The following is a 20,737-nucleotide window of genomic DNA, read 5'->3' as shown; positions in this document are numbered from 1 at the left end:
GTTTATGTCGCTATTAGCTTTTGCCGCGCCGCAAGGCAATGGCCAGCCCGAACAGCAAGAGCATCAGGGCCAGTGGTGCGACATTGCCGACGCGGGCAAACAGAGTGGGCGGCAAGGGCGGAGGCAGGCCGCTGTCGAGAAAACCGGCGCGATTGTGCGGCAGGCTGCGCAACACATGGCCGCGCGCGTCGATGACGGCGGAAATGCCGGTAGGGGTGGAGCGGATGACGGGCAGCCCTTCCTCCAGCGCGCGCAGGCGGGCTTGCGCCAGATGCTGGACCGGACCCCAGCTGCCGAACCAGGCGTCGTTGGACGGGTTGAACAGGAAAGCGGGGCGGTTGGCGCGGTCTACCACTTGCCCGGAAAAGATGATTTCATAGCAGATCTGCACGCCCATTTTGAGCGACGGGCGGCCGGTGGTGGCGGGCAGGGTCAGGCTTTGCGGGCCGGAGCCGGGCCAGAAATCAGCGTCGCCCGGCACCAGGCGGGAGAGGCCGAGCGGGGTGAGGACGGACCGCATCGGCAGATATTCGCCAAAGGGGACGAGGTGCGATTTGTCGTAGCGGTCAAGCAGCGTGGCGTCGGGCGTGACGATCCAGACGCTGTTGTTGGCGCCGGTCAGTTTCTGGGTGACGAAGCCGTCCTGTTCGACGGGTTTGAAATAGACCTTGTCCGCGCCGGTGAGCAGCAGGTCGCCGGGGCCGAGCAGGCTGGCGAGGCGGGCGCGCCAGCCCGGTTCCATGTCGAGATAGGCGGGGATCGCCGCTTCGGGCCAGAAGATGAGGCGGGGGGCAGCGCGCGGTTGGCCGGAAAGGGCGGCGAGTTTGCGGAAATTGGCGACTTCGGCGGCGACCGAATATTTCTGGTCCTGACCGATATTGGGCTGGACCACGCGGACGCGCGGTGCGCCGGGCGGGGTGGCGGGCGCGGGGGACAGGATGCCCCAGAGGGCAAGGGCGCAGAGCGGCGCGGCGATGGCGGCGGCGGGGCGATAGTCGCGGGCGAGAGCGAGGCGGAGCGCCCCGGCCGCGAGGATGGTGAGCGCGCCAAGGCCATAGGTGCCGATCAGGGTCGCGCCGATCGCTGCGCCGGTGGGCAGCAGGATGATGCCGATCGGGTTCCAGGCAAAGCCGGTGAAAGCGCACGCGCGCAGATATTCGCTGGCGAGCCAGAGGGCGGCGAAGAGGGGGATGAAGGGAAGAACTGCGTGTTCCCGCCTGCGCGGGAACATATGGTTATGGGATAGCCACCATGTCCCCAGCGTCGCCAGTGCCGGGAAAAGCGCGAGGTAGAGTGAGAGGAGCGCGACGGCGGGGAAGCCCAGCCAGTGGGGCATCGCGTCCTGAAAGGTGAAGGCGTGGGCGATCCAGTTGAGCGACAGGGTGAAGTGGCCGACGCCGAACAGCCAGCCGCGCAGGAAGGCGGCGCGGCGGTCGGGGGCGCGTTCGATGAGCAGAATCAGCGCAGCAAGGCAGGCGAGCGTGACTGGCCACAGGTTGAGCGGGGCAAAGCCCGTCGCCGAGAGCGCCCCGGCGAGCAGCGCCGCCCATTTGGGATGGCGGGCGAAAGCCTGCTGCGCGGCAGCATACATGGCCGGTATCAGCCTATGGTCGCCATGGTGGCGTGGCTGCATTTATCGTCCTTTTGCCCGCCGCCGGTCAGCATGGATGCGGCAATGAAGCCCCCGACGATGAGGACGAGGAACAGGGCGGAAAGCCAGGCGAGATATTTTTCGATGAAGGCTTTGATGGGCCGGCCGAATTTCCAGAAGAGGAAGCCGACGAGCATGAACTGGAACGCGCGGGACAGGACTGACGCCCACAGGAAAGTGAACAGCGGCAGGCCGATGAAGCCCGCCGTGATCGTGATCAGTTTGAACGGGATCGGCGTCGCGCCCTTGATCAGGATGATTTCCGCGCCGTAATCGCGGAGGTAGCAGGCCGCGACCGGGAATTTGGCGGCAAGGCCCAGCGCGGTCAGGATTTGCTGCCCGACCGTTTCGTAGAGGAAGTGGCCGATGCCATAGCCCAGCATCCCGCCCAGCACCGACGCCAGCGTGCAGATGAAGCCGAAGCGCAGCGCACGTTCCGGCCGGGCCAGGCACATGAGGCCGAGCAGGGGGTGCGGCGGGATCGGGAAAAAGCTCGATTCCATGAAGCTGATGACGAACAGCCAGCGTTCGGCGTGGGCATGGGCGGCCTTGGCCAGCGTCCATTGATAGAGCCTGTTGAGCATGGGCCGCGACCTAGCCGAGATCGCTACCGCTCGCCAGCCTTTTTGCCAGCACGACCATTTGCAATGGCGGGTCGAGCGGGATGGGGAAGGGGCGTTTTTCGGGGGTCAGGGCGTAGCCGCGCCGCGCATACCAGGCGATGAGTTCGGCGCGGCTGTCGATGACGGTCATTTCCATGATTTGCGCGGCAAAGAGGCGGGCGGCATGATCTTCGGCAGCGGCGATCAGGCGGCGGCCAAGGCCCGACGACTGGCGCAACGGGTCGATGCAGAGCAGGCCGAGATAGGCGAGGGCGTCGCCCCGATCCGTGATCTGGACGCAGCCCAGGGGCGCGGCGTCAGCATCCAGCGCGACCAGCAGCCGGTCGGTGGGGCTGGCGAGGATGGTGGACAGGGTCGCGATGTCGGTGCGCGGGCCAGTGAGCAGGTCCGATTCGAAGGTCCAGCCCGCCCGCGCGCTGTCGCCGCGATAGGCGCGTTCGATGACCGGGTGGAGCGCGGGAAGATCGGCCGGGGTGGCGAGACGGATGAGCATGGCCAAAGCCTGTAGCGAGGATGCCATCGCGGCGACAGGGGGTTGATCGGGTGGCGGGGCGCGGTAGGGTCACGGGCAAAAGGAGAGATGAAGATGCAGAATATGGGCGAGGGCAGCTGCCCCTTCACCTTCAACACTGATCCTGCGACTTTCAAGGTCGGGGACGAGGTCAGCTATCGCGTGACTGGCAGTTTGGAGGGCTTTCCCTTTGCCGGCGTGCTGTTGGAAGTGCATGAGGATCATGTCGTGCTGACCAGCGATGCCGATGACAAGAATAGCCGGATGCGAGCGACGCGGGAGAGCAGGCCCGTGGTCCAGGAGGAAGATGTGTGTTGATTCCGCCGCGACGGCGTTGACGCGGCGGTGGCGTCTGGGCATGACCCATCCCATAAAGTCCTGTTCGGTCGGCGCATTTGACATTTTCCAATATTCCCTGGGCCAGATTGCGGCAGCGCGCGGGCGGCATGGCGTTCGCGCTGGTGCTGAACGCTATCCTGTTGCTGGCGCTGTTCACCCTGTCGCCCAAGGTCGATCCGCCCAAGGTCGATGACCGGATGCCCGTGACCTTCGACGTGGAGGCAGGGCCGAAGGCGGAAAAGGAGCAGGCCAGGGCGGAGAAGGCCGAGCGGCGCGAGAAGGACAAGGCCGCGCCGCAAAAGACCGCCGATCCGGTGGTGCGCCCGCCGGTGCCAGTGGAAAAGCCCGCCGAATTGCCGCCATCGCCCTTCCCCTTCATCACCATGAACCGTGAGCAGATGGCGTCGGCGGACATCGGCAAGCTGCCCAAGGCGGCGCAGGGCGTGGGCGCTTCCGGGCAAGGGGACAGCGCGGCGGTGGCCGGGCCGGGCGAGGGACCGGGCGGGGTGCAGTTGTTCGAGGCGGAATGGTACAGGCGGCCGACCAATGCCGAACTGTCGCCCTTCCTGCCCAATAATGGTCCGGCGGAAGGATGGGGTCTGGTCGCGTGCAAGACGGTCGACCATTATCATGTCGATAATTGCCAGACGCTGGGCGAATCGCCGCTGGGGTCGGGCTATGCCCGCGCGGTGCGGCTGGCGGCGTGGCAGTTTCTGGTGATGCCGCCGCGCGTCAACGGCAAGCCGCAGGTCGGTAGCTGGGTGCGGATACGGATCGACTATACGCGCACGCGGGTGGCTGGCTGACAAGGGCATTGCGACAGCGAGATGGACAATGGCGTGCAGATGATTTTCTAGTTGCATTTCAAAACTGGATTGGCATGGTGCGGCTCTTGATATGATGAGGGAGCAGGACGCATGATCATTCATGGAGCGCGGCCATCGCCGTTTGTGCGCAAGGTTTTGGCCTTTGCCGCCGAGAAGGGCATCACGGTCGAGGTGCAGGCAGCCGGGTTTGGGCGCGGGGCGGAAGGCTATTTCAAAGGGTCGCCGTTCGGCAAGATACCCGCGCTGGAGGATGGTGATTTCCTGCTGTGCGATTCGACCGCGATCATCACCTATATGGATGCCCTGCATCCGGAGCCGAACCTGATCCCGGCGCAGGCGAAGGCGCGGGCGCGGACGGTGTGGTATGAGGAATTTGGCGACACGATCGTCCAGGCGGCGGGACAGAAGATCTTTTTCAACCGGGTGGTGGCCAAGGCGTTGAAGCAGGAAAGCGACCTGGCGGCGGCGGATGCGGCGGAAGCGACCGAAATGCCAAAGATATATGATTATATGGAAGGGGTTATGCCCGATTCCGGCTGGCTGGTCGAGGATCGGTTCACGCTGGCCGATCTGGGCGTGGCCTGCCCGATCATCAATGTGGCTTATTGTTCGGACGGGCTGGATGCGGGGCGCTGGCCCAGGGTATCGGCCTGGCTGGAGCAAGTGAAGGCACGGCCCAGCGTGGCGGACGCGATGGCGCTGGAAGCGCCGATCGTTGCGGGGATGATGGCGAAGTAATTAACCCATATGGAACATTATGCTTGACAGCGTCACGATGATCTGGCAGAGAAAGGCATAGTGGAAAAATGTGAGTCGCCAGGCGGGGCGACGCGGCGAGGGCCGGTCCTGAAACAGGGGCTGGCCCTTTTTGCGTTGGCCTGCGGTGACGCAGCGCGGGGGCGGGCGATGGTCGGGGGTGAGGCGGCAGCATTGGTGGTGAAGCGTCAGGCGTCGGCACAGGGCGCCCGCGCGCAGAAGCGCAAGCCGCGCAAGGACGGGTGGAACCGCGCGAAGGAGCAGATTTTCCTCCAGACGCTGGCCGAAACCTGTAACGCGACCGAAGCGGCGCGCGTGGCCGGGGTGTGCCGGGCCAGCGCCTATAAGCGCCGCCAGACCGACAGGCGCTTTGCCGCCGAGTGGGAACGGGTGCGCGACATCGGCTATGCCGAGATCGAGGCGATGCTGATGCGCGAAGTGCTGTTCGGCAGCGAGAGCGAGGAAATCGTGCTAGACGGTGAAGGCGCAGTGAAAAGCCGCAAGATCAAGCGCGGGCGCGACCTGAAGCTGGCGCTGCAACTGCTGACCAGGCACCGCGAGCAAGTGGCGCGATACCGCGCGACGATGCCCGACCGGGAAGGGCCGGGGAGCGAGGATGCGCTGGCGCGGATGAAACGGGTGCTGGACGAGATACGCAAGCGGCGGGCGGAGACGGGGACTTGAAGGGGGGCGGCTTGCAATTCTTCAAGGCAGGCGTGAGACTGGCGTCCATGACGATGGCTGCGAAGATACTTGGTCTATTTTGGGCGATAGTCATTCTGCCGGGCATGATGCTTGGCGCGCTATGGTCTGGATCAATGCCGGTATGGCCAGCGGTTGTCTCTGGCACAGATGCCGACTTTCTCCACTGGGTTTTACTGTTCTCGATAGCGTATGGAACACCGTTTATTGCAGGGGCTCTTTTCGTTTTTGGACGTTATCGAGCTGGAAAATGATGCTGTTTCCGGTGGGCTTGGAAAGCGACAGGCCGGGCAGCATGACATGCCAGTCGTCAAAGGATTGTCGAGGTTATGGTGCTGGACTGGAATGGTTGGAGAGTCGGCTCGTCCTGACGCACATAGTGCGTTGGGTGTAATTCGACAGATATTGGCCGTTGGACCCGTCACTTATAGCCCTCTCCCGCCTTCGCGGGAGAGGGTTGGGTGAGGGTCTTTCTTGCGATAGAATGGTAGTTGATGTTTCCGGTTCGTCGCCAAGTCAGCCCTCATGCCATTCGCCTTCGACGCGACATGACCGATGTCGGGCGTGCATTATGGGCGATCCTGCGCAATCGTCAGCTCGAAGGTTTCAAGTTTCGCCGACAGGCCACGCTTGGTCAATATATAGTGGATTTTCTATGTGTAGAAGTGGCGCTGGTGATCGAACTGGATGGCGGCCAGCATAGCGAAGAATCCGATCGCCAACGCACAGCGTGGTTGGAAGCGCAGGGTTTTCAGGTCGTGCGGTTCTGGAACCATGATGTGGCGGCCAATTTGGACGGGGTCGCACAAATGATCTGTGATGCGCTGTTGAAGAAGAAGACCCTCACCCAACCCTCTCCCGCGAAGGCGGGAGAGGGCTAGAAGGTGTCTTGCCGCTTTACACCTGTGCAACAGGCGATAGACCTGTTTCGCATGAAAACACTCGCTCTGCTGGCCGCTGCATCCGCCCTTTCTGTACCCGCGATCGCGCAGGAGCGGGTGCCTGATCCGGGGCGGTTGAAGGCTACGGTTGAAAAACTGGTGAGTTTCGGGACGCGGCATACGCTGTCGTCGGCGAGCGATCCTAAGCGGGGGATTGGCGCGGCGCGGGGGTGGGCGGCGAAGGAATTTGCGGCGATTTCCAGGACGTGCGGCGGGTGCCTGAAGGTCGAGAGCGTGTCGGAGCGCTTTACCGGGGCGCGGGTGCCAAATGGCGCAGATGTGGTCGATGTGCTGGCGATCCAGCGTGGGACGGGTGATGCCAATCAGGTGGTGATCGTCGCGGCGCATATCGACAGCCGGGTGAGCGACGTCATGGACGCGACCAGCGATGCGCCCGGCGCGAATGACAATGGCTCTGGCAGCGCGCTGGTGATCGAGGCGGCGCGGGTGCTGGCCGGGCAGAAGTTCGATGGCACGATCGTCTATGCGCTGCTGTCGGGCGAGGAGCAGGGATTGCTGGGCGGCAAGTTGCTGGCCAGCACGGCTAAGGCGCGCGGGTGGCAGGTGCGCGCGATGTTGAACAACGACATCGTCGGCAATACCACCGGGCAGAATGGCCGCATCGTCGCGGACCGGGTGCGGGTGTTTTCCGAAGGGATAAGGTCGGCCGAGGATGTGAAGGCCGGGCTGACGCGGCGGGGCATCGGTGCGGAGGATGACGGGCCTTCGCGCGCGCTGGCCAAGGCGATCGACGGGATTGCGGAAGCCAATCCGCAGATTGGGCTGGACGTGTTTGCGGTGCGGCGGCCCGACCGTTTCGGGCGGGGCGGGGACCATACGCCGCTGCTGGAAGCGGGCTATCCGGCCGTGCGCTTTTCGGTGGGGATCGAGAATTATGACCGGCAGCATCAGGATTTGCGGGTCGAGGCCGGGCGCGATTATGGCGACACGGTCAAGGGCATGGACTTTGCCTATCTGGCCAAGGTTACGGCGTTGAATGTGGCGACGTTGCGGGTGCTGGCGGATGCGCCTGCTGCGCCTGCGACCGTGTCGCTCGACGGGGCATTGTCGATGGATACGCGGGTGATTTGGGACGCGGTGCCGGGGGCGCGGGCTTACCGCGTCTATTGGCGGCGGGCCGATGCGCAGGATTGGGCGGACAGCGCGGTCGTGACGGGCGCGACCGAGACGGTGCTGAAGGATGTGGTCGTAGACGATCATTTCATTGGCGTGGCGGCAGTGGCGCAGGATGGCGCGGAAAGCCTGGTGACGTTTGGCGGCATGGCGCCGCGCAGATAGGGGAAGCGCGTCAGTCTTTGTGCGAAATGCGCGGAAGAGCGCATTTCGGGTTCCGCACCGGCCCGCTCCCCCACCCGGCCTCCCACAATATACTGCCGTTGGGTGGCCGGGTGGGGGAGCGGGCCGGTGCGGTCATGCGCCGTGAGGCGTATCATACACACAGGGGGAGGGCGATGAAGGTCAACGGCGAGATTTGGCTGGCCAATTGGGACGCGCGGGAGCGCAGGCGGATGCTGTCCTGGCTGGACGCCCATGCGGCGGAGACATTGGCGCGCAGTTGGGAATTTGTCGGGCGGGAGGCGCAATTGCCGCCGCCGGGCGACTGGCGCATCTGGTTGATGATGGCCGGGCGTGGCTTTGGCAAGACGCGCGCGGGGGCCGAATGGGTGCGGGACATTGCCGAGCGCGATTGCACCGCGCGGATCGCCATCGTCGGCGCGACGCTGGGCGAGGCGCGCAGCGTGATGGTGGAGGGGGCTTCGGGGGTGATGGCCGTGACGCCGGATTGGTGCCGCCCGGTCTTTGCGCCCGCGCTGCGGCGGTTGATGTGGCCCAATGGCGCGATGGCGATGCTGTTCGGGGCGGCGGAACCGGAATCGCTGCGCGGGCCGCAATTCAGCCATGGCTGGGCCGATGAAATCGCCAAATGGCCGTTCGGGCAGGCGGCTTGGGACAATCTGATGATGGCAGTGCGGCTGGGACGGGAGCCGCGCGTGATGGCGACGACGACGCCGCGCCCGGTGGCTTTGGTGCGGGGGCTGGTGGCGCGCAATGGCAGCGACGTGGTGGTGACGCGGGGGCGGACGGCGGACAATGCCGATAATCTGGCGGGCGGTTTCGTCGCGGCGATGATGGAAAGCTATGGCGGGACAAGGTTGGGGCGGCAGGAACTGGACGGGGAACTGATCGAGGAAGTGGAGGGCGCTTTGTGGAGCCGCGACCTGATCGAGCGGTGCCGGGTGGCGCATGTGCCGGGGCGAGACGGGCCGGGTGCATTGCTGGGCCGGGTGGTCGTGGCGGTCGATCCGCCTGCGTCCGCGCATGGCGATGCGTGCGGGATCGTGGTGGCAGGCATGGGCAGCGACGGGCGCGCTTATGTGATTGCCGACGCCAGCGTCGCGGGGCAATCGCCCGAAGGCTGGGCGCGGGCAGTGGCGGCGGCCGCGATGGTGCATGGGGCGGACCGAGTGGTGGCCGAAGCCAATAATGGCGGGGAGATGGTGCAAAGCGTGCTGCGCGCGGCGGAAGAAGCGCTGCCGGTGCGGCTGGTCCATGCGAGCCGGGGCAAGGTGGCGCGGGCGGAGCCGGTGGCGGCGCTGTATGAAGTGGGCCGGGTGGCGCATCGCGGGGCTTTCCCAGCGTTGGAGGATGAGATGTGCGGCTTGCTGACCGGGGGCGCTTATGTGGGGCCGGGGCGATCGCCCGACCGGGCCGATGCGCTGGTGTGGGCGCTGAGCGAGTTGATGCTGGGGCGGCGAGGGGAGGCGCGAGTGCGCGGGGTGTGAGTGGAACCCTGCGTGCCGCCAAACGTTTCGGCAGCATCATATAGGATTGCGGAGTAAGTGCGATGAAGACGGCAAAAATTCTGGCGGCCTTGGCAGGCGTGACTTTGGTGGCGTCGCCGGTGCTGGCGGCTTCGCTCAACAGCAAGGATCGGGCGCGGGTGTCGCGGGCGGCGCCGCGTGATCGGGACGATGTGCGCTACTGCCTGTTGCAGGGCAAGAAGGGGCGCGACAAGGGGACGATCATTGGTGCGGCCGGTGGCGCGGGCGTCGGGCTGGTCGCGGGTGGTGGCGTTGGCGAGACGCTGCTGGGTGCTGGCGCGGGTGCGCTGGCCGGGCGGCTGATCGGCAAGAGCGAGGGGACGAATTCGACCTGCGACCGGGTGTTGCGGCGTAATCCCTGATGTGAGGGGTTAACCCCCCTCTCCCAGTTTCGGTAGGCGGCTGACGCCACCAACCTCCACTTTTTTGATTGTCACATTTTCCGAGTCAGCAGGGGATTCTCCCCTGCTTCGAAAATGTTCTGGCCCTCTCCCCTTATGGGAGAGGGTTTTTTGCGTTTGGGAGACTGTGCATGAAATGGTTTGGGACGAAGGCGGCGCAGGGGGATGCGCGGCCGGTTTTGGCGCGGGCATGGGGTAGCGGCGCGGTGGCGCTGGGGGAGTGGCCGAGCAGTTATGAGGCGCAGGTGCGCGCGGGCGTGGTCGGCAATCCGGTGGCGCAGCGGGCGATGCGGCTGGTGTCCGAAGGCGCGGGGTCTGCGGCGTTGAAGGTCGTAGGTGTGGAGGATGGGGCGCGAGTGACGGCGCTGATCGCGCGGGCTTCGGCGGGGCAGGGGCTGGTGGAGACGCTGGCGAGCCATTTGCTGTTGCACGGCAATGGCTATGTCCAGGTGATTGCTGGGGCGGACGGGACGCCTGCCGAATTGTTCGCGCTGCGGCCCGAACGGGTCAGCGTGGAGGCCGACGCGCGGGGGTGGCCGATGGCCTATCTCTATCGCGTGGGGGACAGCGTGACGCGGCTGTCGCCGGAGGATGCGAGCGGGCGGACGAGCGTGCTGCATATCAAGGCGCTGCATCCGCTGGACGATCATTATGGCTTGGGGTGCGTGGGTGCGGCGGCCGGCGCGGTGGCGATCCACAATGCGGCGAGTGTGTGGAACAAGGCCTTGCTGGACAATGCGGCGCGGCCGAGCGGGGCGATGATCTATGATCCGGGCGACGGGTCGGTGCTGTCGCCCGAACAGTTCGAGCGGATACGGCGGGAGATGGAGGTCGCCTTTGCAGGTGCGGCCAATGCCGGGCGGCCGATGCTGCTGGAAGGTGGGCTGGACTGGAAGGCGATGAGCCTGACACCTGCCGAGATGGATTTTGTTGGGCTGAAAAGCGCGGCGGCGCGGGAGATTGCGCTGGCGTTCGGGGTGCCGCCGATGCTGATGGGCCTGCCCGGCGACAATAGTTATGCCAATTATCGGGAAGCGAACAAGGCGCTGTGGCGGCAGACGATCTTGCCGCTGGTAGGCAAGATCGGCGCGGGGCTGGCGCAGGGGCTGGACGGGTGGTGGCCGGGGCTGCGGATCGAGCCGGACCTGGACGCGGTGCCTGCGCTGTCGGACGAGAGGGCGGCTTTGTGGGAGCGGGTGGCGGCGGCTGATTTTCTGACGAGTGAGGAGAAGAAGGCGTTGCTTGGCGTGCGTTAGCTTGGCTGACAGGCGCTGGTGACGGTGTTCCAGCGACCGCCGCTGTCGAGGCAGGTGTCGGTAGCGATGAAATTGGATTGCCAGAGCCATAGGGCGAGGGTGGCGATGATCAGGGCGATCAGGAGCAGTAGTCGGCGCATTGGGCAAGGTTAGCAGCATTTTGGATTGGTGACACAGGGTGCGGCTAACCCCCTCTCCCGCTGCGACTAGGCGACTGCGTCACCAAGTCTCGCTGCCCTCTCCCCTCCGGGGCGAGGGATTGCCGGGAGGCGCCGTGCTTTCGCGTGAACCTGTCTGGCGAGGGGATTGGAGGATATTATGACACAGGATGGTGAGATGCTGGCGCGGTTGGTGGCGCAGGCGCAGGGAGTGCCGGGGCAGGGGGCGATCGCGGCGGACATGGTGATGATCCGGGCGTTGATCGAGGAAGCGAGCGAACTGGGTGCGGGGCGGGCGCTGGAGCGGCTGGGGCTGAGCGATCGGCGTGCGCAGGAGGATGTGCGCGAGTTGCGCGAATTGCTGCGCGCCTGGCGCGACGCGAAGAAGGCGGCGCGGGGCGCTGTGGTCGGGTGGGTCGTGCGGATCGGGCTGGCGCTCATCCTGCTGGGTATTGCGGTCAAGACCGGGCTGGTCGGGTTGGTGCGCGCGTGAGCGGCCCAGATATACGGAGCGACGTGCGCTTTGCCGGTTATGCGGCGGTGTTCGACCGGGTGGACCGGGGCGGCGATGTGGTGCGGGCGGGGGCTTTTGGTGCCGTGGCTGCGGGCGGGGTGCCGTTGCTGTGGCAGCATGGGGTGGGCAGCGTCATTGGCGTGGTGGAAACGGCGCGGGAGGATGCGCGGGGGCTGCGCGTGATCGGGCGCGTGTCGGCGCGGACGGCGGCGGGGCGGGAAGCGGCGGCGGCTTTGCGTGGCGGATCGCTGGACGGGTTATCGTTCGGCTATCGCGTGCGGGAGGCGCGGGGTGCGGGGCCGCGCGAGTTGCTGGCGCTGGATCTGGTGGAGGTCAGTCTGGTGACGCATCCTATGCAGGATCTGGCGCGGGTGGTGGCGGTGGAGGGCTAGACCCCCAGCCATTCCAGTTCGCCCGGCAGGGTGTCGGCGCTGTAGTCGAGTTGCAGGACGCGGCGGTGGCTTGGCTGTGTCGCTGCGTCGGAGGCATGGAGGATCGGAGTAGCGTAGAGCCAGATGTCGCCGCGATCGGCGAGGCAGGCATGGGTGCCGTATTGCGCGACATGGGCGGCGACGTCGGCTTCGGCGATGCGGCCATGACGGTGAGAGCCGGGGGCGATCAGCAGCGGGGCATTGGCGGCATCGACCGGGTCGAGATGCAGGCGCAGGGTCAGCATGGCATCGAGCAGCGATTGCGGCGGAGCGACATGCTGGATGCCGGATTTTGTCGTCCAGGGGCCAAAGCCGGGCGTGTCGATCCGCTGGCGCACGGCGATGGTGCGGTCCTGATGCCAGCCGAGCGACCAGTTGGTGGTGGCGCTCTTGTCGAACAGGATGGCGCGGACGGCGCGCGCGGCATGGCCGAGATGAGCGGTGGCGTGGCGACCGACTGCGCCGTCCTGAGCGAGCAGCGGGGCTAGTCCGGCCAGGTTGGCGAGGCGCTGGCCGGGGCGGTCGGTGGGCAGCTTGGAGAGTGTGGCCTCTATGACCGCTAGGGAGGCGGTGTCGAGCGCGGCGAGGAGATGCTGTGCGCCGTCGCGCGTCAGGGTGAGGGTCATTCACACAGTTTAGCGCGAGGTTGGTTTTGGGGGCAAGGGCGCGGCCCCCTCTCCCAACTTCGCCTAGCCAGCAGGCTGGCAAGGCTTCGTATCCCTCTCCCCATCGGGGCGAGGGCTTATTCAGGCGGTCCCATCCGGGGCCGCCTTTTTTCGTTTTACACGCAGGAGAAGCATATGACGGACGGGGTGATCGACACGCTGGATGCGCGTTTGGATGCGGTGGTGCAGGGGGAGAGGATCGGGGCGATGGAGAGCGAGATGGCGGCGCTGAAAGGGGCGTTGCTGGCGCAGCGGCGGCCGGTGCTGGACGGGGTGAAGGGCGGGGCGGTTGATCCGGCGCGGGCCAATTTCGTCGATCGCTATTTGCGGCAGGGGCATGAGGTCGGCGTCGAACTCAAGAGCTTTTCCGGGGCGAGCGGTGGCACGGGCGGTTATGCGGTGCCGCGTGAGATCGACCAGTTGATCGGCGCAACGCTGAAGGGGATTTCGCCGATCCGTGGTGTCGCCAATGTCGTGCGGACCGGGACGGCGGGCTATCGCAAGCTGGTGAGTGCGGGCGGTGTCGTGTCGGGCTGGGCCAGCGAAGTGGGCGCGCGGGGCGAGACGGGGACGCCGAGCTTTAACGAGATCGCGCCGCCTTCGGGTGAGCTTTATGCCAATCCGGCGGCGAGCCAGGCGATGCTGGACGATGCGCAGTTCGATGTCGAAGGATGGCTGGCGAGTGAGATTGCGCGGGAATTTGCCGTGGCGGAGGGCGCGGCCTTCGTCACCGGCAATGGCGTGAACAAGCCCAAGGGCTTTCTGACCTATACGACCACGGCGGAGGCGGATGCCGTGCGCGCGTTCGGATCGCTGCAATATGTGGCGTCGGGGGCGGCGGGCGCCTTTGCGGCCAGCCCGCAGGACCGGCTGATCGACCTGGTGCAGAGCCTGCGTTCGCCATACCGGCAGGGGGCAGTGTTCGTGATGAACAGTGCCACGCTGTCGGTCATCCGCAAGATGAAAACCAGCGACGGGGCGTTTCTGTGGCAGGCGGGGCTGGCGGCGGGGCAGCCCGCCACGCTGCTGGGGTATCCCGTGGTCGAGGCGGAGGATATGCCGGACATCGCGGCGGGCAGCCTGTCGATTGCCTTCGGCAATTTCCAGGCGGGCTATGTCATTGCCGAGCGCAGCGACACCAGCATCCTGCGCGATCCGTTCAGCAACAAGCCGTTCGTGCATTTCTATGCGGTCAAGCGGATTGGCGGTGCGGTAGCCAATAGCGAAGCCATTAAGCTGATGAAGTTTGCTGCCTCCTAAGACGCGGTGGATGGATTGAGGGAAGGGGGGCGTCCGCTGGGCGTCCCCCCTTTTGTTGGGCGGCGGGCGCGGAGGAGTAAGCGATGCTGACGGAGACGCAAAGCGGGGCGATGGCCGCGTCGCTGGAGGAGTTGAAGGCCTATCTGCGGATCGACCGGGCCGATGAGGATGGCGTGCTGACCGGGTTGCTGCGCAGCGCGGCGGCGCTGTGCGAGCGCTTTGTCGGGCAATGGCTGATCGTGCGGGACGCGCGCGAGACGGTTGCGTTAGGTGGGGCGTGGCAGAGGCTGTCGGCGCGGCCTGTCGTGGGAATCGAAGCGGTCGAGGCCGTGGAGGCCGACGGGAGCGCAGTGGCGCTGCCTGTCGGGGCGTATGCGATCGACATCGATGCCAATGGCGACGGGTGGGTGCGGTCGGCCCGTGCGGATGAGCGGGGGGTGCTGGCGGTGCGATATCAGGCGGGGATGGCTGCGGACATGGATGGGCTGCCCGCAGCGTTGCGGCAGGGGATCGTGCGGCTGGCCGCCGAGCATTTCGTCGCGCGGGGCGATGAGAGTGCCGCGCCGCCTGCTGTGGTGAGTGCATTGTGGCGGCCCTGGCGGCGGATGCGGCTGGCATGAGGGCGGCGCTGGAGGCGATGCTGGCGCGGCGGGTGGCGCGCAGGCGGGCGGCGGTGGTGGCGGCGTTCGCCGAGCTTGGCGTCGAGGCCGTGGTCGAGGGGGATGCGGTGCGAGCGTCCGGCCGGGGGATCATGGCGCGGTGGTGGCGTGATCTGGCGCTGCGCGAGGCAGGGAGGGGACGGCGATGAGCGCGGAAGTGATCATGCGCGCGGCGGTGCTGGCCGCCTTGCGGGACGATGCGGCTTTGATGGCGCAAGTGAATGCGCTGTTCGACGGGGAGCCGGCGCGGGCGAGTGCGCCCCATGTGGTGGTCGGCGAATGTATCGGCGCGGACTGGGGCGGGAAGGATGTGACGGCGCGCGAAGTGCGGCTGAACATTGCGCTGATCGATAGCGGCGAGACGCCGGAGCGGCTGGCCGAGATGATGGCGCGGGTCGACGCGGTGCTGGGCGCCGTGCCGGTGCGCGCGGGGTGGCGGATCGTCACCGCGCGGCTGGTGCGCTCACGGGTGGCGCGGGTGAGCCGTCAGCCGGGCAGCGGGTGGCAGGCTGTGGCGGATTATCGGTTGCGCGGGGTTTGGGAGGGGTAGCGACTGCGATGGGTCGCTGCCCCCTCTCAACTGCGACTAGGCAGCACGCTGCCAAGTCTTCGTATCTCCCCCCAAAGGGGGGAGAGCAGGGCCGTGGGTCAACCGGGTTTGTTGTAATCCTCATATTCGCTGGTGATCTTGTCGACATATTCGCTGATCTGATCGTCGGCGTCGGCCTGCGCGGCTTTTTCGGACATGCCGTCGGCCTTGTCGGCGGCGACGATGGCGGCGTGGAAGGGGACTTCCTTGTCGGCGCACGCTTTTTTCATGGATGACTGGAAATCGCCCAGCGTCAGCTTCTTTTCGAGCGACGGCTGGATCTGGCTGGCGAGGCATTGGGAATAAGCCTTGCGCCCCGCGCCGACAGGATCGGCGGCGGGCGATGCGGCCAGCATCATCGCGAGGGAAACGGTCAGTAACATCGGGACTCTCCTTAACCTGCGTTTTGCACGCTTTAGCTGATGAAAGGATGCGCCATGGGCGTCGAAAAAGGAAGTGCGTTTCTGTTGAAAGTGGGAAATGGCAACATGCCCGCAACATATGCGACGGTCGCGGGGATGCGCACCACGCAATTGTCCGTGAATGGCGAGGCGGTGAACATCACGTCCAAGGATTCGGGCGGATGGCGCGAATTGCTGTCGGGGGCGGGGGTGCGGTCGGTCAGCGTGTCGGCGGCCGGGCTGTTCACCGGATCGGCGGCGGAGGTGCGGATACGCAACCATGCGCTGGCCGGGACGATCGAGGATTATGAGCTGAGTTTCGAGAGCGGCGAGCGGATGCGCGGGCGCTTTCTGGTGACGCGACTGGACTATGCCGGGGACTATAATGGCGAGCGCAATTATGCGCTGAGCCTGGAAAGTTCCGGCGCGGTGGTGAGCGAATGAGCAGCGTCGCTAACCCGGTGCGCGGGGAAACGGGAATCGAGATTGGCGGTGACGTCATGACGCTGCGGCCGAGCTTCGCGGCGCTGGTGGCGGCCGAGCAGGAGGTCGGGCCGCTGTTCGATCTGGTCGAGCGGGCAGCGGACGGAAAGCTGTCGCTGGGCGATCTGGCGGCGCTGTTCTGGCATTGCCTGGTCGATCGGGAGGCGTTGACGCGCGAGGCGCTGGGCGAGGCGATGCTGGCGCTGGGGCTGGCGAAGCTGACGCCGGTGCTGCGCGCGATATTGCACCAGATATTGGCGGGAAAATGACGCGGTTCGCGGACGTGGCGGCGCGGCTGGCGGGGATGGCCGGGTGGCTGCTGGGGTGGCGGCCCGACGAGTTCTGGCGCGCGACGCCGGTGGAGCTGGCGGCGGTGCTGCGGGCGGCGCGGGGGGAGGAAGCGCCGGACGTGGGCGTCGATGGGGGTGAGTTGGCGCGGTTGATGGGGGTGATGCCGGACGTCGTGCGTGGGGATAGCCCCCACCCCAACCCCTCCCCTGAAGGGGAGGGGCTTTTATAGCTCGGAGGGTGGGATGGACGAGGAAGTCGAGACGCTGGTGGTGCGGGTGCGGGCCGATACGCAGGGGTTGGCGCGCGAGGTGGAGACGATGCGGGCGGGGATAGAGGGGCCGCTGGCGGCGGGGGCTGAGCGGGCCGGGCAGCGCATCGAGCAGGGGCTGTTGCGCGCGGTGCGGACCGGCAAGTTCGGGTTCGAGGATTTGCGGCGGATTGCACTGTCCGCGCTAGACGAGATTGCGGCGGGCGCTTTGCGGTCGGCGATCGGGGGTGCGGGCGGGAGTGGCGGGCTGGTGAGCCTGGGCGCGTCGGTGCTGACGTCTGCGCTGGGCCTGCCGGGGCGGGCGACGGGCGGGCCGGTGGCGCCGGGGCGCGCCTATATGGTGGGTGAGCGGGGACCGGAAATGTTCGTCCCGACCAGCAGCGGACAGGTGATGGCCAATGGTGGCATCGGGGGCAGCGGCGGCGCGCGGGACGTGCGGGTGAGCATCGCGGTGAACGGGCGTGGACAGGATAGCGAGCCGCGATTGCTGGCGCGCAGCGCGCGGCAGGTGGCGCGGGCGGTCCAGGGAGCGCTGAACGGATGAGAGGCATCGATTATTGGCTGGCGGATGCGCGGCAGGGGCAGGAGGCGCGGTGGATGAAGCGCTTTGCGCCGACGCACTGGACCGTGAATTTCCCGCGCCCGATGATGGCGAGCGTCGTCACGACCGCGCCCGACGCTGTGCGGATGGATGCGGTGTTTTACGGGTCTGGCGATCTGGCTGGGCTGATCTGGGAAGCGGAGGATAAATGGAGCCACCCTCTGTTGGCTTATGAGACGGCGCGCGATTTTCGCGATTGTGTGTTGCGGTTCCGGTGGCGCAGCGGGGGCGTGCGGAGGCTGGACGAGACGCATGGGCCGACGCTGACGATCGAGGGGCGCGATGCGGAGGGTGAGCCGCGCGCCTGGTATGTACGGTTGTGGAACTATGCGAGCGGTGTGCCGGAAGATGCGGAAATCACGCTCGATTTTTCCGCTATGGTGGGCGGCTATGATCTGCCGGAGGATGCCGATCCGGTGTGGGCGGGCGACATTGACCGGATGTTCATTTCGCTGGTGCCGCCTGGCTATGATGAGGGAGATACGCCCTTTGCAGAAGCGCAGGAGGGCTGGGCGGAACTGAGCGCCATGCGGTGCGACGGGGCGGGGTCCGTGCTGGCGGTGGGCGATGTCGTGTTGCCCGAACATGGGCTGTCGATGGCGACGGGCTATGACGATTGTTTCAACCAGACGCCGGAGCGGGTGGTCGGCGCGATCCATGCGCTGGGTTATCGCGGGGCGATCAACCATTATGTGGGGATGAGCCATTATTTCCGGCTGGAGCGGGTCGGCGATGGGCTGTTCGTCAGCCTGGCGGGCGGGGTGCTGAATGTCCCTTGCGCGGCGTGGCATGGCGATTTCGCGCGGCGGGCCGGGGCGATGGGGCTGGGGGTGATCTGGTCGCTATCCTATGAATTGTTCGATGCGCATTGCTGGAACGACTGGAAGCAGCGGGCGGAAAATGGCGACCCGGCGCTGACCGGATGGGTGCCGCCATCGACTTTGCTGTCGCCTGCGCATGGCGGGGCGATGGCATATCTGCACGCGGTGGCAGGGGCGTTTGTTTCCATTGGGTTGGCGGCGGATTTGCCGATATTGTTTCAGGTCGGTGAGCCATGGTGGTGGGTGATGCCGGGCGACGGGCGGATATGCCTGTATGACGATGCGGCGCGGGCGGCCTTTGGCGGAAGTCCGGTGTCGGTGCCTTCGGTGTGGGGCGTGCTGGACGCGGGGCAATGTGCGCTGCTGGATCAGGCGGGGGCGATGCTGGCGGCGTCCACGGCGGGGCTTTGTGCGGCGGTCAAGGCGGTGGCTCCCGAAGCAGTGACGCATTTGCTGGCCTATCTGCCCACGATCCTGGACCCGCGCGCGCCCGACGCGAAGCGGGCGAACATGCCGGTGGGCTGGGCCGCGCCTGCGTTCGATGTGCTGCAACTGGAAGATTATGACTGGGTGACGGAGGGGCGACCGGGGCTGACCGCGCGGGGCGTGGAGATGGCGACGGCGCGGCTGGGCTATCCGGTGTACGAGCAGCATTATCTGGCGGGGTTCGTGCTGTTGCCGGAGCAGTCGGCGCAATGGTGCGAGATCGCAGCGGCGGCGCGGGCTTCGGTCGCGCGGGGGACGGCAGCGACATTCGTATGGGCGTTGCCGCAAGTGTGCCGCGATGGCTTTGTCGCGTTCAGGATGGATGGAGAGGATGCGATGCAAGCCTTTGATGATGTTATCTTTCCTTTGGGCGTGGGGCGGGAGGCGAGCCTGTCGCCGGCCTTTTCGACGCAGATCGTGGAAAGCCCGTCTGGGCATGAGCAGCGCAGCAGCGACTGGGCGGATGCGCGGCTGTCTTTCGATGCCGGGCCGGGGGTGCGGTCGGACGCGGACATTGCGGTGCTGATCGACTTTTTCCGGGCGCGGCGGGGGGCGGCGCGGGGATTTCGTTTTACCGATCCCTATGACGATCGCAGTTGCGCGCCGGGCGATGCGCCGGGTCCGCTGGACCAGCGGCTGGGCGTGGGGGACGGGGTGCGATCCCGCTTTGCGTTGATGCGCCATTATGGTGCGGGTGAGGAGGCGCAGGGGCGGATCATCACGCGGCCCGTGGCCGTCAGCATCCGGGTCGCGGCCGATGGCGTCGAGATGACCGGGGGATGGAGCCATGAAGGGCTGGGCGTGATTGCTTTTGACGACGCGCCGGGCGTGGGTGTGGTGTTGACTGCCGGGTTCCGTTTCGACGTGCCGGTGCGCTTTGCCGAGGATCGGCTGGACATCAACCGGGCGACTTTTGCGGCGGGGGAAGCGCCGTCGGTGCCGCTGGTGGAGATACGCGAATGAGTGTTGTCGAGAGGCTGGGCGAGCCGGTCAACACGCTGGCCTTTTGCTGGCGGATCGCGCGGCGGGACGGAGTGACGATTGGCCTGACGAGCCATGATCGCGACCTGACCATCGGCGGGCTGCGTTATCGCGCTGCGGCGGGGATGGTGCCGTCTGCGATTCGCAGCGGGATGGGGCTGGATGGCGAGGATAGCGACCTGGCGGGGGCGCTGAGCAGCGAGGCTATCAGCGAGGCGGACCTGATGGCGGGGCGCTGGGACGGAGCGGCGCTGGAGGTGCGGCTGACGCAATGGGAGGAACCGGGCGCGCTGTGGCTGCTGCTGGCACGGGGCGAGATGGGGGCAGTGGCGCGCAAGGGGCAGGCGTTCAGTGCGGAGTTGATCGGCGCGGCGGCGGTGCTGGGGGCGGCGGTTGCGCCTGCAATGTCGCCCGATTGCCGCGCGGCGCTGGGCGATCGGGCGTGCCGGGTGGACATGGCGGGGCGGCGGCGGGTGGTGACGGTCGGCGTGGTGGAGGATGCGGCGGTGGGCGTCGCGGGGCTGGAGCCGGGGGCTTATGCGTTCGGGACGTTGCGCTGGATGGGCGGGGCCAATGCGGGATTGATGCAGGCGGTGGTGGATAATGATGCGGCAAGCGTGACGCTGGCCGATCCGCCTGCCTTTGCGGTTGGGGCGGGGACGCTGGCGATGCTGACGGAGGGGTGCGACCGGCAGGTGGCGACCTGCGCCGGGCGGTTCGGCAATGTGGTGAATTTTCGGGGGGAGCCTTATCTGCCGGGGATGGACCTGCTGACGCGATATCCGGGGGCATGAGTGGCGTTGATGGGGTGGTGGAGCGGGCGCGGGCTTTGGTCGGCGTGCCGTTCCGCCTGCATGGCCGGTGCGCAAGGCTGGGCGTGGATTGTGTGGGGCTGGCGATGCTGGCGCTGGGGCGGAGGGATGCGCCCGACACTTATGGTTTGCGGATGGGGGATGCGGGGCGGGCAGCGCATTGGCTGGCGGCGGCGGGGTTGCGGCAGGTGGATGACATGCAGCCGGGCGATGTCGCTCTGGTGCGGGCGGGGCCGATGCAGTTGCATCTGATGATCCATGTACCGGGCGGGTTCGTCCATGCCCATGCCGGATTGCGGCGGGTGGTCGCCATGCCGGGACCATCGCCCTGGCCGGTGATTGGGTGCTGGCGGTTATAAGGGGGCGTTTTGAAATGCGCCTCTGGCGCATCCGCACCGGCCCTCACCCCCACCCGACCTCCCATTCAGGATACACTCTGTGGGTGGTCGGGTGGGGGTGAGGGCCGG

At 66.7% G+C, this 20,737-nt stretch carries 29 protein-coding genes; 23 read left to right on the top strand and 6 right to left on the bottom strand.

The features are described from left to right. Positions 1-13: 13 nt before the first annotated feature. Genes lnt through SPBM01_RS07080 form a run of 3 tightly spaced genes read right to left on the bottom strand, consistent with a single transcriptional unit; the run spans position 14 to position 2,767 of the window. Positions 14-1,591: an apolipoprotein N-acyltransferase gene (lnt, locus tag SPBM01_RS07090; protein WP_188065603.1), complete on the bottom strand. Its 1,578-nt coding sequence runs from the start codon at positions 1,589-1,591 to the stop codon at positions 14-16. 8 nt (positions 1,592-1,599) lie between these two features. Next, positions 1,600-2,235: a YqaA family protein gene (locus tag SPBM01_RS07085; RefSeq protein WP_188064634.1), complete on the bottom strand. Its 636-nt coding sequence runs from the start codon at positions 2,233-2,235 to the stop codon at positions 1,600-1,602. A gap of 10 nt (positions 2,236-2,245) precedes the next feature. After that, entirely contained in the window at positions 2,246-2,767 is a 522-nt protein-coding gene (locus SPBM01_RS07080; protein WP_188064633.1) for a GNAT family N-acetyltransferase, read from the bottom strand. Between the two features lie 93 nt (positions 2,768-2,860). On the opposite strand from SPBM01_RS07080, the gene SPBM01_RS07075 reads away from it, so the two are divergent. From SPBM01_RS07075 to SPBM01_RS07030, 10 genes are all read left to right on the top strand, one after another. Further along, a complete protein-coding gene (locus SPBM01_RS07075; protein ID WP_188065602.1) occupies positions 2,861-3,103 on the top strand; it encodes a hypothetical protein in 243 nt (80 codons plus the stop codon). 128 nt (positions 3,104-3,231) lie between these two features. Continuing rightward, positions 3,232-3,930: a hypothetical protein gene (locus SPBM01_RS07070; protein WP_188065601.1), complete on the top strand. Its 699-nt coding sequence runs from the start codon at positions 3,232-3,234 to the stop codon at positions 3,928-3,930. Positions 3,931-4,041: 111 nt separating this feature from the next. Next, complete coding sequence (locus tag SPBM01_RS07065; RefSeq protein ID WP_188064632.1) at positions 4,042-4,689, top strand: glutathione S-transferase family protein; 648 nt, start codon at positions 4,042-4,044, stop codon at positions 4,687-4,689. Positions 4,690-4,857: 168 nt separating this feature from the next. Next, on the top strand, positions 4,858-5,391 hold the full coding sequence (locus tag SPBM01_RS07060; protein WP_188064631.1) for a hypothetical protein: 534 nt from the start codon (positions 4,858-4,860) through the stop codon (positions 5,389-5,391). Between the two features lie 11 nt (positions 5,392-5,402). Further along, positions 5,403-5,663: a hypothetical protein gene (locus tag SPBM01_RS07055; RefSeq protein WP_188064630.1), complete on the top strand. Its 261-nt coding sequence runs from the start codon at positions 5,403-5,405 to the stop codon at positions 5,661-5,663. A gap of 240 nt (positions 5,664-5,903) precedes the next feature. Next, on the top strand, positions 5,904-6,290 hold the full coding sequence (locus SPBM01_RS07050) for an endonuclease domain-containing protein (RefSeq protein WP_188065600.1): 387 nt from the start codon (positions 5,904-5,906) through the stop codon (positions 6,288-6,290). A gap of 51 nt (positions 6,291-6,341) precedes the next feature. After that, positions 6,342-7,649, top strand: a complete 1,308-nt coding sequence (locus tag SPBM01_RS07045) for a M28 family peptidase (RefSeq protein ID WP_188064629.1) — start codon at positions 6,342-6,344, stop codon at positions 7,647-7,649. Positions 7,650-7,879: 230 nt separating this feature from the next. Continuing rightward, positions 7,880-9,154, top strand: coding sequence for a DNA-packaging protein (locus SPBM01_RS07040; RefSeq protein ID WP_410483046.1), 1,275 nt, complete (start codon positions 7,880-7,882; stop codon positions 9,152-9,154). Between the two features lie 62 nt (positions 9,155-9,216). Then, positions 9,217-9,555 carry a hypothetical protein gene (locus SPBM01_RS07035; RefSeq protein ID WP_188064627.1) on the top strand — a complete coding sequence of 113 codons (339 nt, stop codon included), beginning with the start codon at positions 9,217-9,219 and terminating at the stop codon, positions 9,553-9,555. Positions 9,556-9,725: 170 nt separating this feature from the next. Continuing rightward, the gene (locus tag SPBM01_RS07030; protein ID WP_188064626.1) at positions 9,726-10,850 is read left to right on the top strand and encodes a phage portal protein; all 1,125 of its coding nucleotides are present in this window, start codon (positions 9,726-9,728) and stop codon (positions 10,848-10,850) included. On the opposite strand, the gene SPBM01_RS07025 is transcribed toward SPBM01_RS07030, so the two are convergent. After that, complete coding sequence (locus SPBM01_RS07025; RefSeq protein WP_188064625.1) at positions 10,847-10,990, bottom strand: hypothetical protein; 144 nt, start codon at positions 10,988-10,990, stop codon at positions 10,847-10,849. The two genes, SPBM01_RS07030 and SPBM01_RS07025, sit on opposite strands and share 4 nt — an antisense overlap. Positions 10,991-11,168: 178 nt before the next feature. Between SPBM01_RS07025 and SPBM01_RS07020 the strand changes: the two genes are divergently transcribed. Both SPBM01_RS07020 and SPBM01_RS07015 read left to right on the top strand, forming a co-directional pair. Continuing rightward, positions 11,169-11,501: a DUF6127 family protein gene (locus SPBM01_RS07020; protein WP_188064624.1), complete on the top strand. Its 333-nt coding sequence runs from the start codon at positions 11,169-11,171 to the stop codon at positions 11,499-11,501. Next, positions 11,498-11,914 carry an HK97 family phage prohead protease gene (locus SPBM01_RS07015; protein ID WP_262504349.1) on the top strand — a complete coding sequence of 139 codons (417 nt, stop codon included), beginning with the start codon at positions 11,498-11,500 and terminating at the stop codon, positions 11,912-11,914. The genes SPBM01_RS07020 and SPBM01_RS07015 overlap by 4 nt, the downstream gene beginning before the upstream one ends. Here SPBM01_RS07015 and SPBM01_RS07010 read toward each other — a convergent pair. Further along, positions 11,911-12,579: a phytanoyl-CoA dioxygenase family protein gene (locus tag SPBM01_RS07010; RefSeq protein WP_188064623.1), complete on the bottom strand. Its 669-nt coding sequence runs from the start codon at positions 12,577-12,579 to the stop codon at positions 11,911-11,913. The two genes, SPBM01_RS07015 and SPBM01_RS07010, sit on opposite strands and share 4 nt — an antisense overlap. Before the next feature lie 174 nt (positions 12,580-12,753). Here SPBM01_RS07010 and SPBM01_RS07005 point away from each other — a divergent pair, with 174 nt between their 5' ends. The 4 genes from SPBM01_RS07005 (at position 12,754) to SPBM01_RS06990 (ending at position 15,087) form a co-directional block, all read left to right on the top strand. Further along, positions 12,754-13,878, top strand: coding sequence for a phage major capsid protein (locus SPBM01_RS07005; RefSeq protein ID WP_188064622.1), 1,125 nt, complete (start codon positions 12,754-12,756; stop codon positions 13,876-13,878). A gap of 83 nt (positions 13,879-13,961) precedes the next feature. Next, a complete protein-coding gene (locus SPBM01_RS07000) occupies positions 13,962-14,498 on the top strand; it encodes a head-tail connector protein (RefSeq protein ID WP_188064621.1) in 537 nt (178 codons plus the stop codon). Continuing rightward, entirely contained in the window at positions 14,495-14,686 is a 192-nt protein-coding gene (locus SPBM01_RS06995) for a hypothetical protein (RefSeq protein ID WP_188064620.1), read from the top strand. Before SPBM01_RS07000 ends, SPBM01_RS06995 begins: the two co-directional genes overlap by 4 nt. After that, a complete protein-coding gene (locus tag SPBM01_RS06990; protein WP_188064619.1) occupies positions 14,683-15,087 on the top strand; it encodes a DUF3168 domain-containing protein in 405 nt (134 codons plus the stop codon). Before SPBM01_RS06995 ends, SPBM01_RS06990 begins: the two co-directional genes overlap by 4 nt. 98 nt (positions 15,088-15,185) lie before the next feature. Here the strand turns inward: SPBM01_RS06990 and SPBM01_RS06985 are convergent, their stop codons facing one another. Continuing rightward, positions 15,186-15,509, bottom strand: coding sequence for a hypothetical protein (locus SPBM01_RS06985; protein WP_188064618.1), 324 nt, complete (start codon positions 15,507-15,509; stop codon positions 15,186-15,188). A 54-nt stretch (positions 15,510-15,563) separates the two neighbouring features. Here SPBM01_RS06985 and SPBM01_RS06980 point away from each other — a divergent pair, with 54 nt between their 5' ends. From SPBM01_RS06980 to SPBM01_RS06950, 7 genes are read left to right on the top strand one after another with little or no spacing between them, the layout of a single operon-like run. Further along, positions 15,564-15,971: a phage major tail protein, TP901-1 family gene (locus SPBM01_RS06980; protein WP_188064617.1), complete on the top strand. Its 408-nt coding sequence runs from the start codon at positions 15,564-15,566 to the stop codon at positions 15,969-15,971. Continuing rightward, positions 15,968-16,279 (top strand): gene transfer agent family protein, encoded by a 312-nt coding sequence (locus tag SPBM01_RS06975; RefSeq protein ID WP_188064616.1) that lies wholly within the window; start codon positions 15,968-15,970, stop codon positions 16,277-16,279. Before SPBM01_RS06980 ends, SPBM01_RS06975 begins: the two co-directional genes overlap by 4 nt. Then, positions 16,276-16,530 carry a phage tail assembly chaperone gene (locus tag SPBM01_RS06970; protein WP_188064615.1) on the top strand — a complete coding sequence of 85 codons (255 nt, stop codon included), beginning with the start codon at positions 16,276-16,278 and terminating at the stop codon, positions 16,528-16,530. The genes SPBM01_RS06975 and SPBM01_RS06970 overlap by 4 nt, the downstream gene beginning before the upstream one ends. A 13-nt stretch (positions 16,531-16,543) precedes the next feature. Then, on the top strand, positions 16,544-17,113 hold the full coding sequence (locus SPBM01_RS06965; RefSeq protein WP_188064614.1) for a tail tape measure protein: 570 nt from the start codon (positions 16,544-16,546) through the stop codon (positions 17,111-17,113). Continuing rightward, positions 17,110-19,440 carry a DUF2460 domain-containing protein gene (locus tag SPBM01_RS06960; RefSeq protein WP_188064613.1) on the top strand — a complete coding sequence of 777 codons (2,331 nt, stop codon included), beginning with the start codon at positions 17,110-17,112 and terminating at the stop codon, positions 19,438-19,440. Before SPBM01_RS06965 ends, SPBM01_RS06960 begins: the two co-directional genes overlap by 4 nt. Continuing rightward, positions 19,437-20,252 carry a DUF2163 domain-containing protein gene (locus SPBM01_RS06955; protein ID WP_188064612.1) on the top strand — a complete coding sequence of 272 codons (816 nt, stop codon included), beginning with the start codon at positions 19,437-19,439 and terminating at the stop codon, positions 20,250-20,252. The genes SPBM01_RS06960 and SPBM01_RS06955 overlap by 4 nt, the downstream gene beginning before the upstream one ends. Further along, positions 20,249-20,629 carry a C40 family peptidase gene (locus SPBM01_RS06950; RefSeq protein ID WP_188064611.1) on the top strand — a complete coding sequence of 127 codons (381 nt, stop codon included), beginning with the start codon at positions 20,249-20,251 and terminating at the stop codon, positions 20,627-20,629. Before SPBM01_RS06955 ends, SPBM01_RS06950 begins: the two co-directional genes overlap by 4 nt. Positions 20,630-20,737: the final 108 nt, after the last annotated feature.

Source organism: Sphingobium sp. KCTC 72723, from assembly GCF_014280435.1.
GTDB lineage: Bacteria > Pseudomonadota > Alphaproteobacteria > Sphingomonadales > Sphingomonadaceae > Sphingobium.
This window is presented reverse-complemented; position numbering and strand designations above follow the sequence as displayed.